Annotated in this window: 10 protein-coding genes; 3 read left to right on the forward strand and 7 right to left on the reverse strand. The window is 52.0% G+C overall.

The window, feature by feature from the left end:
- Window positions 1–139 precede the first annotated feature (139 nt).
- The 4 genes from csdE to EWA64_RS05175 form a co-directional block, all read right to left on the reverse strand.
- The gene (csdE, locus tag EWA64_RS05160) at window positions 140–574 is read right to left on the reverse strand and encodes a cysteine desulfurase sulfur acceptor subunit CsdE (protein WP_061894968.1); all 435 of its coding nucleotides are present in this window, start codon (window positions 572–574) and stop codon (window positions 140–142) included.
- Between the two features lie 40 nt (window positions 575–614).
- Window positions 615–1,424 (reverse strand): tRNA cyclic N6-threonylcarbamoyladenosine(37) synthase TcdA, encoded by an 810-nt coding sequence (gene tcdA, locus EWA64_RS05165; RefSeq protein WP_061894969.1) that lies wholly within the window; start codon window positions 1,422–1,424, stop codon window positions 615–617.
- Between the two features lie 82 nt (window positions 1,425–1,506).
- Window positions 1,507–2,610: a murein transglycosylase A gene (mltA, locus tag EWA64_RS05170; protein ID WP_061894970.1), complete on the reverse strand. Its 1,104-nt coding sequence runs from the start codon at window positions 2,608–2,610 to the stop codon at window positions 1,507–1,509.
- Between the two features lie 118 nt (window positions 2,611–2,728).
- On the reverse strand, window positions 2,729–3,202 hold the full coding sequence (locus EWA64_RS05175) for a DUF2850 domain-containing protein (RefSeq protein WP_061894971.1): 474 nt from the start codon (window positions 3,200–3,202) through the stop codon (window positions 2,729–2,731).
- 144 nt (window positions 3,203–3,346) lie between these two features.
- Here EWA64_RS05175 and argA point away from each other — a divergent pair, with 144 nt between their 5' ends.
- Complete coding sequence (gene argA, locus EWA64_RS05180) at window positions 3,347–4,684, forward strand: amino-acid N-acetyltransferase (RefSeq protein ID WP_061894972.1); 1,338 nt, start codon at window positions 3,347–3,349, stop codon at window positions 4,682–4,684.
- A 220-nt stretch (window positions 4,685–4,904) separates the two neighbouring features.
- A complete protein-coding gene (locus tag EWA64_RS05185; protein WP_039430341.1) occupies window positions 4,905–5,087 on the forward strand; it encodes a hypothetical protein in 183 nt (60 codons plus the stop codon).
- A gap of 65 nt (window positions 5,088–5,152) precedes the next feature.
- Here the strand turns inward: EWA64_RS05185 and recD are convergent, their stop codons facing one another.
- From recD to recC, 3 genes are all read right to left on the reverse strand, one after another.
- Entirely contained in the window at window positions 5,153–7,267 is a 2,115-nt protein-coding gene (gene recD / locus EWA64_RS05190; RefSeq protein WP_061894973.1) for an exodeoxyribonuclease V subunit alpha, read from the reverse strand.
- Window positions 7,264–10,887 (reverse strand): exodeoxyribonuclease V subunit beta, encoded by a 3,624-nt coding sequence (gene recB / locus EWA64_RS05195; RefSeq protein ID WP_061894974.1) that lies wholly within the window; start codon window positions 10,885–10,887, stop codon window positions 7,264–7,266. The genes recD and recB overlap by 4 nt, the downstream gene beginning before the upstream one ends.
- 287 nt (window positions 10,888–11,174) lie before the next feature.
- On the reverse strand, window positions 11,175–14,645 hold the full coding sequence (gene recC / locus EWA64_RS05200) for an exodeoxyribonuclease V subunit gamma (RefSeq protein WP_061894975.1): 3,471 nt from the start codon (window positions 14,643–14,645) through the stop codon (window positions 11,175–11,177).
- A 253-nt stretch (window positions 14,646–14,898) separates the two neighbouring features.
- On the opposite strand from recC, the gene EWA64_RS05205 reads away from it, so the two are divergent.
- Entirely contained in the window at window positions 14,899–16,725 is a 1,827-nt protein-coding gene (locus tag EWA64_RS05205; RefSeq protein ID WP_061894976.1) for a DUF3413 domain-containing protein, read from the forward strand.
- Window positions 16,726–16,743: the final 18 nt, after the last annotated feature.

Below are 16,743 nucleotides of genomic sequence, written 5' to 3' on the forward strand. Positions count from 1 at the left end.
TAGGGGCTAGGGGCTAGGGGCTAGGGGCTAGGTGCTAGGTGCTAGGTGCTAGGTGCTAGGTGCTAGGTGCTAGGTGCTAGGTGCTAGGTGCTAGGTGCTAGGTGCTAGATAGCGAGTCTCTCCTTTGTGGATGAGTTGTCTAGTCGGTTTGAACTTGCTGTTTGATCTGCTCCACAATCGCTTTTAGCCCGTTGCCACGCGACGGGCTAAGGTGAGCAATCAAACCCAGTTTGGTGAAGTAATCATCGATATCAAAGGCCAAAATCTGCTCGGCACTCTTGCCGTCAAACGCCGCCATCACCAGTGCAATCAAGCCACGCACAATGCGTGCGTCTGAATCGGCGCAGAAGTACCAACGCCCATCCCGCTGCTGGCTCAAGAGCCAAACTTGGCTTTCGCAGCCAGCCACCGTGATTTGCGCCGATTTTAGCGCTTCAGGCATCACTGGCAGCTGTTTGCCCCACAAAATCACCTGACGATAGCGATCTTCCCAACCAGAGAAGCCTTGCATCACCGACACAATCTCATCGCTGTTGATCTCAGAACCAAAAGGGGAAGCGGGAAAATCAGACATGGTGAGGCTCCTAATATTGCAGGGACATTGAGACAAATAATTACTGTTTGTGCTTTTGGATTAACTTTTCTACGATGCGCGCCACGGCGATAAAAGCAAACGAGGCCGTGACCACCGTCGCGGCGCCAAAACCACTGGCACAGTCCATCCGTTTTGGTCCTTCGGCGCTCGATTTCACCGCGCAAACAGACCCATCCGCTTGCGGATATTTCAACTGCTCAGTGGAAAACACACAGTCTATGCCAAACTTACGCGCTGGATTTTTCGGGAAGTTATGATGGCGACGCAAAGTATCTTTGATTTTTTTCGCCAGCGGATCTTGAATCGTCTTGGTCAAATCCGCCACTTGGATTTGGGTCGGATCCACTTGTCCGCCCGCACCGCCAATGGTGATCACTTTGATTTTGTTACTACGGCAGTATGCCAGCAGCGACGCTTTGGCTTTGACGCTGTCAATCGCATCCAGCACGTAATCGAACGATTTGCTGAGATACTGGTGCTGATTGTCAGGCGTAATAAAATCGTCAATCAAGTTCACTTTGCACTCTGGGTTGATCAACTTGACCCGTTCAGCCATCACTTCGATTTTACTCTGCCCGATGGTACCGCTCATCGCATGAATTTGACGGTTTATGTTGGTCACACACACATCATCCATATCGATCAGAGTGAGCTCGCCAATCCCGGTTCGCGCTAACGCTTCAACCGCCCAAGAGCCCACGCCGCCAATGCCAATCACACACACGTGCGCGGCGCGAAGTATCTCTACTTCACTGTTGCCATATAAACGACGCGTGCCACCAAATCGTAGGTTGTAGCTATCAGAGGCAGGGGTATCGATTTCGCGCATAATCTAAGTTCCAAAGCTCGCCAGAAAAACAAAGAGTGCGATTTATACGCACTCTAAGAGGAAATGTCCAGATGAGGAAAAGCTATTGTAGCTTTTCCGGTGGCATTGCCCAAGGGGCTTGCGTTGGCGTGCCTTCCAAACCCAATTTCCATACTCGGCCAAAATGTTTGTAATGGCCCGCTTCCGTTCCCGCTCGTGGCCCCATGCCATGATAGAGATCTAGGTGGTTCTGTTTCACCGCCCCGCCCGTATCGAGCACGATCAGCAGGCGCAATTGGTGAGCCCCACTCCAAGTGCCATCAGCGTTGAGCAGCGGTACTTCAGCCAAAATCGGCGTGCCCATCGGGAAAATCGAGCGATCGCCGGCAACCGAAGCCATCGGCAGCAGAGGGATCCCAGCCGTTCCCGTCACAGGCGCTGCGGCGCGCGGCGCAAAAAAGACAAAAGAAGGGTTCTGTTCGAGCAGTTCTCGCACACTGGCTTCATCGTTACGCAGCACCCAATCTTTGATCGCCTTGAGCGACATTTTTTCTCGTGCCACTTCGCCACGTTCAATCAACACCTTACCGATGCTGACGTACGCTTTGTTGTTTTTCCCGGCATAAGCGAAATATTCCAGCGTATCGTCGTCACCAAAATGAACAAAGCCGCTGCCTTGCACTTCCATGATAAACGGATCGATCAAATTCTCTGCGTAACCAAGCTCCAATCCTTGCCCTTGCAGTGCACCAGCATAAATTTGCGCGCGGGTCGGACAATCTTCACTACACTCCGGTTTGCGGTAAACGGGATAGCGAAAACGCTCATCAGGCTGATGGCGAAGCTCCATCACCGGAGAAAAATAGCCAGTAAACAATACATTGCCTTGCTTATCTCCACCGCCGAGCTGCGCGGTTTGAATGCCAAACGCGCTCAGCTCACTCGGCTCGCCGCTTTGCAACACCCACTCATTGAGTTTTTCGTACAGCGGTTGATAAAGCGCCGCCAGCGATGGAGAGTTGCTCACTACCGCCTCAGATTGGCGGGCAAATTCGGTAAAATCGCGCGGCTTGCTTGAGTTGACTTGTTCGACTTTATTAAGCGGATCGGCGAACTCGCCATCAAGATACTGCTGAGCCCGATCGGTTGGCTGAGCACAGCCAAACAGAAGTAAAGAAGCAAACAGAGGAAAGGAAGGTTTTAGCACACGTTATCATCCATCAATCAAGGTGAAGTGAAGGATGGCAAACTCACGCCACAAGCGCAATGGAAAAGGCGTAACCGACTGTGAGACTGACACAAATCTGACCCGATAAGATTGGCAACTAACGTAAAGAGAGGTTTTGCCGCCCTTCTAAGCGGAAGATAGGCAAGTAGTGATCGTTGGAATCCAGCTTCATCTCAACGTATTGCTGCTGACCTAAAATACGAAAGCGGCGCTCTTTTCCCCCGGTTTGGTAGGAAAAGTATTTCCCATCAAACTCGAAACTGGTCGCCACCACCGAGCCATTTGACGTCACCCCTTCCGCACTGAGCTCAAACACTTCGCGGTCATAATGGGGCACATCTTGTTCCACCCACTTGCCATAAATCAGGCTTTTCGGTAGCGGTGGATTAATCGCGCGCGAAATCAAATCACCATACAAAAACAGCACCACCACCGTTCCTATCAGGGCTATCCCCATCAGGAGTCGTTCCACAATTTTGCGCTGCTTACGCTTTTTCGCATCCATCTCCATTGCGGTATCTAAGTCGGTTTGATTCTTCTTAACAGTCGGCGGCATCTTGTTATCTTTCATTAATAGAACCCGGCTATATTACACCTCTGGTCGTGCTGAACAATCACGCAGATCAATAGTTGCTATCTCAACAAAAAAACACCTTGCTAAAATAAAAATAAAAAGACAGAATTTATGCATAAAAAATCACAAGGAAAGACAATTGTGAAAATTCGCAGCACCGCTCTCGTAAAAGGTTTTAGACAGTCCACTCCTTATGTCAACGCTCACCGAGGAAAAACCATGGTGATTTTGCTCAGTGGGGAAGCGATTGAAGATAAGAACTTTGGCAACATAATTAATGATATAGCATTAATGCACAGCCTCGGCGTGAAGATTGTTCTGGTTTATGGTGCCAGGCCACAAATCAATCACTTACTGGAGAAGCAAGCGTGCCAAACGCCTTATCATAAAAACATTCGCGTGACTGATGAGAACACCATTTCGGTAGTTATGCAGGCAGCAGGACAACTGCAACTGGCGATAACCGCCAGCCTGTCGATGAGCCTCAACAACACGCCCATGGCGGGCACTCAACTGAATGTGGTGAGCGGCAACTTTGTCATCGCCCAGCCGCTTGGCGTGGATGATGGCGTCGATTACTGCCACAGCGGGCGTATCCGTCGTATCGATACCGAAGCGATTAATGGCTCTCTCAATCAAGGATCAATTGTGCTGCTTGGTCCGATTGCCAGTTCGGTGACAGGCGAATGTTTTAACTTGCTGTCGGAAGAGGTCGCCACTCAGGTGGCGATTCGCCTCAATGCCGATAAGCTGATCGGCTTTTGCTCCGAGCAAGGGGTGATCGATGAGAACGGCAATGCGGTCGCTGAACTGTTCCCAAGTGAAGCGGACGCGGTGATCAAAACGCTATCGCAAGATGTCAATCTCAGCAGTGATTTTAGCTCAGGTACATTGCGCTTTCTCAAAGGCGCAGTGGCCGCGTGTCGCGCGGGCGTCCCCCGCAGCCATCTGATCAGTTACAAGATCGATGGTGCATTGATCCAAGAACTGTTCTCGTTTGACGGCATCGGCACACAAGTGGTGATGGCCAGCTCTGAGCAGGTTCGTCAGGCAGATATTGACGATATCGGTGGCATTTTGGATCTGATTCGCCCGCTGGAAGAGCAAGGCATCTTGGTGAGACGCTCGCGCGAGCAGTTAGAGCAAGAGGTCGAACGTTTTACCATCATAGAGAAAGACGGCCTGATCATCGGCTGCGCGGCGCTTTATCCTTATATCGAAGAGAAGATGGCGGAAATGGCTTGTGTAGCGATTCATGCTGACTATCGCGATGGTAACCGTGGCTTAATGTTACTTAACCACATGAAACATAAATCAAAACCAATCGGCATTCAGCAGATCTTTGTTCTGACCACCCACAGCGTGCACTGGTTTAGAGAACAAGGTTTTTATGAGATTGGCGTGGATTCTCTACCGATGGCGAAGAAAAATCTCTACAACTATCAGCGCCGTTCTAAGATCTTAGCGCTGCATTTGTAGAGCTTCCTACTAACGAAAGCGTGAAATCCGATATGCAATGCTTTACATTATCCTTGCTCACATTTTGTTCTTTTTTTAATCAGCGCACTGCTTTATAATGCGCGCCATTCAGGAATATGACCTGAACCAAGGACATTGGAAATACACCATTGCACGGAATGCTCGATTGATTACTTAACCGCCGTCAGTAGGCCACGGCTAAGCAATAAAGAGCACTAATATGAAAACCGTTATTTGTAATTCGTTGCAAAGCTTCTGGGATATGGCAGATAACCAGTTTCTAGAAGGTCTGGATGTTCACTGTGTTTTCCCAGTGAACGCCGCGTTAAAAGAGTTCATCATGAACTACCAACAGCAATACCGAATTCGCAGCATCACTTTCACTAAAGCGTTTCATGCTTAAACAGTTTTACAAGGCCGGGGTTATCCCGGCCTTGTTGTATCTGTGCGATACACGGTGACAATGGCCTATCCTTGCAAACGCTCCACCAAGCCACTCGCCCGCTGAGTGCGGACACGAATAGCTCGCTTGAGCACTTGGCCGTCGGCATACAGCGCAAGTCTTTTCTTCGCTCGAGTAATACCGGTGTAAATCAGCTCGCGTGTCAGGATCGGGCTAAACTCTGCTGGCAGCACCATCAGGGTAAAGTCAAATTCACTGCCCTGCGATTTATGAATGGTCATGGCATAGGCCGTTTCATGCTCGGGGACACGGCTCGGTAAGATCGCCTTCATACTGCCATCAGGCAGTTCAAAAAAGACTTTCAAGCGCACCTCGCCCTCACTCTCATCACGCATACAAATGCCAATATCGCCATTGTACAAGCCCAGCGCATGGTCGTTGCGCGTCACCATCACAGGACGACCGTGGTACCAGAGCTCATCTTGAGTGCGGATCAACTTGCGCACCGCAAGCGCTTTTTCAATCCGTTGGTTAAGCCCACTGACACCAAAATCGCCCTCACGCAGCGCGCACAATAAGCGGCATTGATTGAACAGCGCCAAGGCCACTTTGGCCTTTTCGGCACTACTTTCGCTCTCCCCCGTCACCGGGCTGAGCTGAGTCTCTTGCAGGCGTGCGAGATAGCGGCCATATTCGCTAACCAGCGTTTGGATCATCTGATGGTAGTTCTGCGCATTGAGATCCCAGTGGGTAATGTCACTCATCTCTCGCTGCCACACTTGATCCACCGCGTGCCCATCCCCCGCGTTAACTGCCCGTGCCAACTGACCAATCCCCGAACGGGCATCAAAGCGAAAGCTTTTTTGCAGCATGCATAAGCTATCTGCAATCGACACTTTGCTGCGCCCCAGCGAAGTTAAGCTGGCAAAGCCAGTCAAACGCACCAACGCACTCGCTTGCTCCGAGCTGTAACCGGTGTGAGAAAAGGAACAAATATCTCCCAGCACCGCGCCCGCTTCCACCGAGGCAAGCTGATCTTTATCGCCGAGCAAAATCACTCTGGCCTGCTTAGGCAAGGCATCGATCACTTTGTACATCATGGATAAATCCACCATGGACGCTTCATCAATCACCAACACATCCAGATGTAGCGGGTTTTTACTGTGATGACGAAATTCGGCGCTGCCGGGAATCGCGCCCAGTAAGCGGTGTAAGGTTGACGATTCGGTCGGAATTTTGTTTTTCAATTCAGGGGAGACAGGCAGAGCCGATACCGCTTTGCCGATCGACTCCGTCAGGCGAGCGGCAGCTTTTCCGGTCGGAGCCACCAGTTTGATGGTGAGATCGTGACCGCCAGCTTGCTCAATCAGGGCCGCCAAAAGTTTACATACTGTGGTGGTTTTGCCCGTGCCCGGCCCGCCGGAAATCACTGTAAAACGGCGCGTTAACGCCACCGCAGCTGCCACTTTTTGCCAGTTGAGGCAGACACTTTGCGCCACCAAGTTATCCAAGGCGCTGAGCTGCTCAACCTTAGTTGCGGCGGCAACTACGCGCTCAATCGCCGCCCAGTCGAGCTGACTTGCATTCACCACATCCAAATGATCGCACACTAACTGCTGGCGCAGGCCTGCCGAGTTCGTACTTTCGTTGCGGCCACGCAGCAGCGCCTCAAGTAAAAAGCGATAGTCACGCGCAAACAGGTGATCAAGTAAATTGGCCAGTTTTTTCATCTCTTCAGCGTCTAAATTTACCGCGCTACTGAGCTGGTTGAGCTTGGCCGCAACCATCACTTCATAGTGCCAGTAGCGCTGTAAATAGAGTCGCTGCCCATCAAAGATCAGCGGCAAAGCCTCATGGCTCTCGCCGACAATGGGCGATGCTTTGAGCCTTTCGGCCCAATCAATCGACGTCAACTGAACATTCAGCGCTTGCGCCGCCTCACCGTATAACCCCAGGCGCGCCGCGATATCGAGGCCCAGCCCGTGTGAACCGATTAATGGTAGACAGATATGACCACGCCCGACCTCTGCGCTGACCAGCGCCGCTAACAGCGCCAGTGCCTCATCGTCACTTTGCGAGGCAATCAAACGCGCGAACTGGTAATCAAGCTGGCGCAGACTGCCTTGCTTGGCAAGATCGGCAAGTAATGGCAAAAAATGCATCGCTGAATGGGCGCTCATAGTAACTCCATCTGACCAGATTGACTGCTGGCAGGCTCTTGCGGCTCCTGACCATCCAGCAGACGATCCATTTGTTGTAAAAACGCCAGCGAAGGGCGCGCCGAAAAGATGCCGCTGCCACTTTCGCCATCCATGCCACGCAGAAACAGGTAGTAGACGCCGCCAAAGTGACGCTGGTAATCGTAATCCGCGACTCGGCTACGTAAAAAACGGTGCAGCGCCAAGGCATAAATCTGGTACTGCAAATCATAACGGTGATCGACCATCGCTCCTTTGAGCGCTTCGCCGTGATAAAAGTGCGTCGCATCGCCTAAGTGGTTGGATTTCCAGTCGAGTACGTAGTAGCGTCCTTTGTGTTCAAACACTAAGTCAATAAAGCCTTTGAGCATGCCTTGCACCGTTTGAAAACCGAGATCGCCAGCTTGGGCAGAGAGCGGATCGTGCCGCTGGCAAACACGATTGAGCGCGGCGGCGCTCAGCACTTCGATGGGGAGAAAGAACTCCATCTCGACCAAACGCTGACTAGGCGCTTTGTCTCGCAGGCGCAGCGCTTTGCCGTCCAGCGGCGTCTCCAGCACAGTATCAATTAAGCGTTGCAGTACGGGTAACCAATCACTATCAATCTGCTCTTGCTCCATCAACGCTGAGATGACTTGGGTATTGTGCTCTGATGTGGCTAGCTCGGTGAATTCCACCTCTTCAAACAGGGCATGCAAAAACGTCCCCGGGCGGGCGCCGCGAGGGAAGTTAAAAATATTTTTCTCCACTTCCAGCACCGCGCTCTCATCTCGTTCTCCCGACGAGTCAATATCAAAGCCGCTGAGTTCCAAACTCGCATCGTACTCACTGTGCTGCGATCCTTGTTTGACCAAGGCAGAATAACTGGTCATGCGCCACAGACGGTCAATCGGCGTGTGCAGCTCTCGCGCCGCGAGCGCACCGACGGGCTGCGCACTGGGCTGAAATTTTTCCTCCGGCAGCGGCAACGGCGCGCAAACGTCGACGCACGCCAGAGCCGTTTTTTGCTGCAACAGCGCCGCAGTGAGATCGGCAATACCGCCCTGTTGACCATTTTGCAACAGATAGCCCATGGCACTTTGATGTACCCCTGTCGGCTCTTTGGTCGAACGACCATTGCGCAGCGGCGCACTACCGATGAAACAGCCATACACGGCGCGGGTCAGCGCCACGTAGATCAGGCGCAAATCTTCGGCCAAGCGCTCTTTGTCTGCCTGCTTTAACGCCGCTTCGTGGCGAGTGATATCCAGCACCGTAGTGTCACTGTGCGCGTCGTAATATTTCGCTTCACTCGCCTCTCGGGCCGCAAAAACAAACGGCAGAAACACCAGATCGTATTCCAGCCCTTTCGATTTGTGGATGGTGACGATCTGCACCAAATTCCGTTCGGATTCCAATCGCTGGATCTGCTCGTCACTGCCGCCCATGCCCGTTTGTGCATCGCTGATCGCCTGTGCCAGCCAGCGTAGTAAACCGTGGTCACTGTCAAGTTCACCACTGGCTTGTTGCAACAGTTCACCAATGTGCATCAGGTCAGTTAGCGCTCGCTCACCGTTTTCTTCACCGAGTAGACGCTCTGCGACGTGGCGCTTAGCCATCACCGAACGCAGCATAGGCAGCACGCCACGCTGCTGCCACAGGCGGCGATACTCGCGAAACTCATTCAACGCCGTATCCCAAGCCAGCTCGTCGTTGTTGAGTGCATCAAGCGTGGCGGCGTCTAAAGCAAACAGCTCAGACGCCAGCGAAGCGCGCAGCGCGCGATCGTTGTCTGGGGTTAACACCGCTTGCAAAAGACGCTGGATGTCCTGCGCAACCGGGCTAAGAAAAACGCTGTCGCGATTGGAGAGATAGACACTGGCGATGCCTTGCTCTGCCAATGCTTTTTTGATCAAACGTCCTTCACTCCCGGTTCTGACCAACACCGCAATGTTGCCCGGCAAAATGGCTTTTTGCTCTTCTCCGCGCTGCAGCCACGCATGGCCTTGTTGCGACTGGCTGAGCACTTGCTGAATTTGACTCGCGCTCGACGCGGCCATAACTTGCTGGTACTCGCCTTTGCTGACCGGCCCTTGCTGCGCCTCTTGTAACCAGTAAGTGAGCGCTGGTTGCTTTTGACCACCCATGATCCAAAAGCGATGTTCCGCCCCCGGACTAGCGCTAACAGGCAGAAAAGGAATGTCTTGATCGTAGATAAACGGGCTATCCGGCCGTTGGAATACCTGATTAACCACCTGCACCATCTCGGCACTCGATCGCCAGTTGGTACCAAGCGTATAGTGAGCACTCACTTGATTCCGCGCTTTGATGTAGGTGAAGATGTCTGCGCCGCGAAAGCCGTAAATGGCCTGCTTGGGATCGCCAATCATAAACAGACCGCACTCGGGATGGTTGAGATAGATACGGCTGAAAATGCTGTATTGCAGCGGGTCGGTGTCCTGAAATTCGTCAATCATCGCCACCGGATAGAGGGTGCGAATTCGGCTGCCGAGCAAATCTTGCTCATCATTATCGATTACTGCGGATAGCTGGGTGAGCAAGTCATCAAAAGAGAGCCACTGCTTCTGCATTTTGGCTTTCGCCAGCCAAGTGCGGCACTGCGCAATCGCATGAGCCAACAGCGGCGCTTTTAAACTGATCGGCTGAGCAAGAAAGGCATCAATAGCGAGAAAAATCTCATGCTCGGGCACTACGCCCTGCGGCGTTTTCTCTGTCAGTTCGGTTTGTGAGAACTTGACCAACTTGTCCGGAAAATCATAGCTGCTGGTTTCACTCGCCGCCCACTGATTGACGGCGGCAAGCCATTCAGGCAGCGATTTTTTGCTGTAACTGCGTTTATTGACATCGGACGCCGAAATCAAAGGCATGAGGTCGTCTTGCACCGCGCGCCAACGCGCTTTTAAATCGGCAATTTTTTCTAGATTGGCTTGATGCAATTCGGCCAAGCTGCCGGTCATCGGCGCTACTGTCAGTTTGAGCGGTGCGCCCGTTAAGTAGCGGCCAATCTCGGCGAGCAGTGCCGCTGGCGAGCTCCACAATTGGCGCACTTCCGCGGCCAAAGCCTGCGGTAAAGGATAGAAATTGCGTCGCCAGTAATCGGCGACCACCTGCGCTTTGAGCTGACTTTCATCGGTAACGAACTCATTATTGAAACGACTACCGGACTCAAACGCGTTTTGCGACAACATGCGCTGACAAAAACCGTGAATGGTATACACCGCGGCCTCGTCCATTTGCCGTTCTGCTTGCAACAAGATCTGCGCGGCCTGATGATGATCGTCAATCTCGGCCAACAGCGGCTTGATCACCGCATCATCACTTTGCCCACGGGAAAACGCCAATCTTGCGGCATGAATACGCGCGCGGATGCGATCACGCAGTTCGGCCGTGGCCGCTTCGGTAAAAGTCACCACCAGAATTTGATCGACGGTTAACGGCACGCGGTGGCGGGTATCGTCACTGCCATGACCGAGCAGCAAACGCAAATAGAGGCCCGCGATGGTGAAGGTTTTGCCCGTTCCGGCAGATGCTTCAATCAAGCGCGCGCCATGCAAGGGAAACTGCATGGTGTGCAAAGGAATGGCGACAGGCTTGTCAGTCATCGGCGTAATATCTCCGGATTATCTGCTAATCGAACTGTGATCAAACATCAAAAATTCTATGAATATATGCAAAGTGTATAAATATTAGGATGTTGTGAGATCTCACTCACGGAACCTCTGCACTGCTCTGGTTAGTATGCGCCTCACGAGCTCTGCCGTACTGTTAACGGTATTCTCCATCGAATCGTGGTCCCTCTGACCTCGTGGCCGTACAGCGAACGCCCTACACCAATAATGATTTTCTGGCGGCCACTCTACTCTTGCACTTTTCATCATCACCCGCACTGTCAAGACGCATCCTCGCCGTCAACCACACTGAGCCTTGCTCCTTGCAACACTAAACTACTGAGCAGACGAACTTCATGCGCCAGCGTTTCGTTCCACTGCGGCCAGATGCGCGCAATATAGACATCACTGCCCTCACCTGCGCCTAAAAAGCCATCGTTAAAGGTATCGGCCATTTTTTTGTGGGCTTTTTCTTGGTCATCAACCCACTGGCCGCGGTTAAAACCAGCTTCAATCGCCGCCAAGGCGGTGTGCGGGAAATAAGCTAAGGGGCGATTCATCCCTTCGACAAACAGGCGCACCAGCTCGGCAAGCAAGGCTTTGGCTTGCTCTGGTTGATCCTGCGCCGGGTAGATAAGATGCTGCACGCCCTCTTTGCGATCGTAGCCAATCAGGTGTGTCGGCTGAGCCAAACCACTGGCGGACATCGCTAAATGATCTATCCAGCCAGCTAAATAATCCTGCGCGCGGATCCGGCCACTGCGGTAACGTATCAAACCACATTGATAGTGACGTGTTAACCAGCCCGTTAAGCGGATCGGCTTGCCTTCGCCCAGCAGATCAAAGCTCAAATCGATTTCGATGTCTTCCTGTTCGCGCACTGCGAGAAAGGTCAATTTGTCCACCAGCGCTTCTGCTTGAGTACGGTTGGCAGCAAACTCGATTTCACCAAAAGCGCCAACGGGCAAATGGCCGCAAGCTCGCTGCTGTTGTAAAAACTGTTCAATCACTGCTTGTGGATCTTGCTGAGCCACACGAGCTTCAAGCAAGCGGTCAAGGAGCTCATCACGCAATTGAAAGCTGCTTAGCCCGTCGAGAGTGAAAGGCTCATCATCTTCCATCACCGGAAGCGGTGGTTCAAACAGGACTTTTAAGCGGCGATTGAAAAAGTACTGGACGGGTAAACGCCAGAAACGTTGCAGCTCAACCAGATCCAGCTCATACGGAAAACTTATCCCCAACCAATAATCATCCAATGCACGTAAAAATGCGCCGCGGCTTTGATTGAGTGAAGCTTGGTTTTGCAACTGCGCGGCCGGGATCCACTCTTTGGCGTAGCTGCTCATCTCACCTTGAAATGCGCTAGGGCTGAACGGCACCAAAGGATGATGAGTTTGTAAACTGCGCACCAAACGCTCACCTGAAGCATCCACCGCCAGCGCTTCATCGCCCGCCAAACAGTAGTTTTGCTGGCAATATTCCAGCAGTTCAGAGACCAGCACCGAAGGCACCCGCTCGCTATTATCTTGCACCGAGCGCCCCACATAGCTGATGTACAGCGTCTGCTGCGCAGAGAGCAAGGCTTCGAGGAACAGATAACGGTCGTCATCGCGGCGTGAGCGATCGCCCGGCCGAGCGCGGCCGTTCATCAGGTCAAAGCCTTCCGGCGGCACCGTGCGCGGATAAACGCCATCGTTCATGCCGAGCAAACAAACGGTGCGAAACGGGATAGAACGCATCGGCATGAGAGTACAAAAGTTGACTTGTCCGGCGAGAAAACGTTGGCTGACCCGCGTGCCCGACAGTTTGTTGTGCAAGTATTCACTCACTACCGCCGGAGACAAGTCCGCGCTAAATGCGGCGTCACTCAACTGCTCTTTCAGTTGCGTTAAGGTGTCACGGATCGACTTAAGCGCCATTTCTCCATCCAGATCGACCTGAAAGAAATCATCCAGCAAAGCATTCAAAGCGTCACGCCAGCCATCCACTTGGAGGTTTTGCGCTAATTTGCTGCGATATTCGCTAATTTTTTGAATAAAATGGCTCAGTTTTCCTGCCAGCTCAGCACCCATTCCTTGCACCTCGTTGTAAGGTGCAATCAGCCCGCTACGCGATTGAAATAAGCCCGCCGTGTCGGCCATGGCATAACCGAGCAACATGCGACGAATACCAAACTGCCAGGTATTTTGCTCGGTTTGCGGCAGTTCGAACTCACCGCCCGTATGCTCATCCAGCCCCCAGCGAATGCCGGACGCTTCGACCCACTGCTTGGCTTGCAGAAAATCCTCATCACTGAGTGCGAAACGGCGCAAAATCGCCGGCGTTTCCAGAAGTTCGAGCAGTTCTGAGGCTAAACAGCGCGCTTGAGGTAAGTTCAGCAACTGTAGAAAAGCGCTCAAAATCGGGCTTTCCTGCGCGGCGCTGCGGTCTGAAATCGAGTACGGAATGAAACGCTCGCCCGGCGCGTTACCAAACACCGCCTGAATGGCCGGGCTGTAGGCGTTGATGTCGGCCACCATGACGATAATGTCGCGCGGTTTTAGACTGGGATCGGCGTCAAACATCGCCAGTAAACAGTCGTGCAGCACTTCCACTTCCCGCATAGGGCTGTGGCAAACGTGCAGTGACAATGACTGATCACCCAGTGAAATCACCTGCTTGTGCCCACTGTAGTCGAGTTGATGGTCATCTTGGTGCTCTTCTAGATTGAGGATGTCCGCTTGCAACTGATGCAGCAGAGTGTCGCGTTCCACCTCAACAAACGCTTCAATTTCATGGGATTCAAGCTGCGAGAGCAGATACAGGTTATCCCGTCCCAATTTACCCATCGAGGCGAGCAAACTGTTACCAACCATTTGGCTATGCAGTTCATCGGCAAGATTATCTTCAATCGAGCCTTTCAACTGCTCACTTTCACCCAGCGCTTGTGAATGGTCTTGTTGCCACACTAGATGCTGACGATGCTTGGCCGCCAAGCGAGCGAGAAACTTGCGATCGCGCACGTCTCCCCAGTAGTAACGACAAGGGTTGGTGAACATCAGATGCACATCGATATGCTCTCCAAGCGCTTTCAGCGCATCGAGATAGCGCGGCGGCAGCGAAGAAATACCAAACACAAACAGCCGCTCGGGCAGTTGTTCAAAAGTTGCCGATGACGCTTGCAGAGCGTGAATAAAGTCTTGATAGAGGTTGGCGCGATGATAGGGCGATTGCCCTAACGCCAAGGTGTGCTGATAAAGCGCCTGCCAAAGCGGCGCCTGCCAAGGGTGCTCATCCGCAATTTCCGCCACCGCTTGCCCTGTCTCCCACTTGGCGATCCACTCGGGTCGATAGACCAAGTAACCATCGAAAATATCGGCGATTTTCTCGGCCAGCTGGTAGAGCCGGCTGCGGTCTTCATCTTGCTGTAAATAACGTGCTAATGGTTCGAACGCCGCTTGTCCTAGCATACTCGGTAGCAATTGCATCAACTTCCAAGTCATGGCTTCTTTGTTAAATGCGCTGCGCTTGGGCACGTCCGGCAGCACCTTGGTAAACATCTCCCAGATAAACGTTGCCGGCAGCGGAAACTCAATATTCGCCGCTACACCAAACTCTTTGGCCAGTTCGATCTTTAGCCACTGCGACATGCCGGGGCTTTGAACCAAGATACGCTCTTGCGTGAACGGGTTTTGCAGCGGCTCTCGGCGGATCAGTTCCACCAACAGAGATTTAAGAACATCAACCTGATTGGAGTGATAAACAGTAAACAAAATAAGGCTTCCGAGCAGTAAGCGTGACTGTGCCTAAGCTTAACATACGCCTGCAAAATCAAGCACCGCTGTAACTCACTGATTTGCTAAATGGTTATAACGCATTCCATACACACTCCTTTAGCTATCCAAGTGGACTGTAAAATATTACTGACACAGCGATACAAAGCGTGACATACCTCACAACTATTCCATGTTAAAAAACACCGTTTTATACTCTTCCGCTTTCCAATCTTGCAGAGGGCCCTTTCGTATGCTGCGTAAACTGTCTGACAACAGCGCTTGGCTAGTCGCTTTTTTTGTCTGCTTTAGCCTGTTTCTGGCTCTGGCTTGCTATCCATTTTTACTCCCAGCCGATGCACAGCAAACGTTCAGCACTTTGCAAGTGTTCTATCTAATCGCCACTCAACTCGGCTGGCTGGGATTGTTGGCCTTTTTGCTTGTGCTTTTAGCTCTGCCATTGACTTGGTTGCCAACCAAGTGGTTTAGGGGAGGCGTTGTGGTGCTCGCGGCTCTCTTGTTAGTCATTTTGCAAGTGGACATTACCGTCTTTCAGCACTACAAGTTTCACATTAATGGCTTGCTGGTGCGTATGTTTGTCGACAGTGGCAGCGAAGTGTTTCATATCTCGTGGCTCAGTTGGGCACTGTTTATCTCCGAAATCGCCGTACTGCTGATCGGCTTAGCCGTGACTGTCTGGCTGACAGGCCGTTTAGCCACACGGAAAAGCAAATATGCGATGGTGGCTGTGTGGTTTGCACTGCTCATGAGTAGCCAAGCAATCCATGCTTACAAGAATGCCTTATATGACAACGAAGTGAGCCAGTTCACCAGCAATTGGCCACTGTACTACCCACTCACCGCGCGCTCTTGGATTTATCAGCACGGTTGGGTGGATGAAAAAGTGGCCGCCCGCAATCGAGTTGAGCTAAAGAATGTCACCAGCAGTCCATTGCACTACCCGTTGCAACCTGTTGCGCTGACAACGCCAGAGCAGCAGCCAAACGTGCTGTTTATCCTGATTGACGCGTGGCGCTACAGTGATGCAACCGCCGAGATCATGCCAAACGTGAGCCAATTTGCCCAAAAGAGCGCGCAATTTTCCCAACACATGAGCGGCGGGAACTCAACTCAGGCTGGGATGTTTAGCCTGTTTTATAGTTTGCCCGCGACGTACTGGGACAGCGTTTATGCCAGCCAAACCGCGCCCGTCTTTCTCGACGCGCTACAACATTCCGGCTATCGCATGGGGATCTTTGGTTCCGCGTCACTCACCAGCCCTCCGCTGTCGCGTACCGTGTTCAAGAATGTGAAAGATTTACGTCTTAAAACACCTGGCGATAGTCAAGTGGAGCGTGACGCGCGCATCACAAATGACTTTCTGCAGTTTGTTCAGCAACCAAACTCTCAGCCGTACTTCGGTTTTCTCTTTTACGATTCAGCTCACGGCACTGAGTTTCCTGAACCTGAAGGGGCGAAATTTACCCCCTACTGGGAGCGAGTGGATCATATTCTGCTCAATAACGATTTTGACGCCGAGCTCTACCACAATCGCTACAAAAACTCGCTGTATTATATCGATGGTCTGATTGACAAGGTGCTGAAAAACATCGATTTAAGCAACACCATCGTAGTACTCACATCAGATCATGGTGAAGAGTTTAACGACAACGGTATGAATTACTGGGGTCACTCGGGTAACTACAGTCAAGCGCAGATCCATGTGCCTCTGTACATTTACACACCTGACCAGCCAGCAGCTCGCTACGATTACCGTACCACCCATTTTGATCTGGTGCCGACCTTGATGGAGCGTTTATTCGGTGAGCAAACCGACACCGCGACTTACAGCGTCGGGCATAATTTGTTTGATGATTCAGTGAAACGCGAGTGGTTTATTGCGGGCAGTTACTACAACTATGCGCTGGTGGGGCAAGAGATCATGATGGTGGTTAATCCGGCTGGTAATGCCAAACAGTTAAACAGCCAACTGAGTGTGGTCCGGGAAGAGAAAATCCCGCCGAGTGTGATTCAGCAATCGCTCGACGAAATGTCGCGCTTTTTCGTGAAAAAAAGCTAATATCAAGCCCGGCTTCCC

It is taken from the genome of Vibrio cidicii (assembly GCF_009665415.1).
Taxonomy (GTDB): Bacteria; Pseudomonadota; Gammaproteobacteria; order Enterobacterales; family Vibrionaceae; genus Vibrio; species Vibrio cidicii.

What these genes read in the sequence shown, in the direction of transcription:
- recB (WP_061894974.1), bottom strand. Translation starts at nt 10,887, where the DNA reads ATGACTGACAAGCCTGTCGCCATTCCTTTGCACACCATGCAGTTTCCC.
- csdE (WP_061894968.1), bottom strand. Translation starts at nt 574, where the DNA reads ATGTCTGATTTTCCCGCTTCCCCTTTTGGTTCTGAGATCAACAGCGAT.
- tcdA (WP_061894969.1), bottom strand. Translation starts at nt 1,424, where the DNA reads ATGCGCGAAATCGATACCCCTGCCTCTGATAGCTACAACCTACGATTT.
- recD (WP_061894973.1), bottom strand. Translation starts at nt 7,267, where the DNA reads ATGAGCGCCCATTCAGCGATGCATTTTTTGCCATTACTTGCCGATCTT.
- EWA64_RS05185 (WP_039430341.1), top strand. Translation starts at nt 4,905, where the DNA reads ATGAAAACCGTTATTTGTAATTCGTTGCAAAGCTTCTGGGATATGGCA.
- EWA64_RS05205 (WP_061894976.1), top strand. Translation starts at nt 14,899, where the DNA reads ATGCTGCGTAAACTGTCTGACAACAGCGCTTGGCTAGTCGCTTTTTTT.
- EWA64_RS05175 (WP_061894971.1), bottom strand. Translation starts at nt 3,202, where the DNA reads ATGAAAGATAACAAGATGCCGCCGACTGTTAAGAAGAATCAAACCGAC.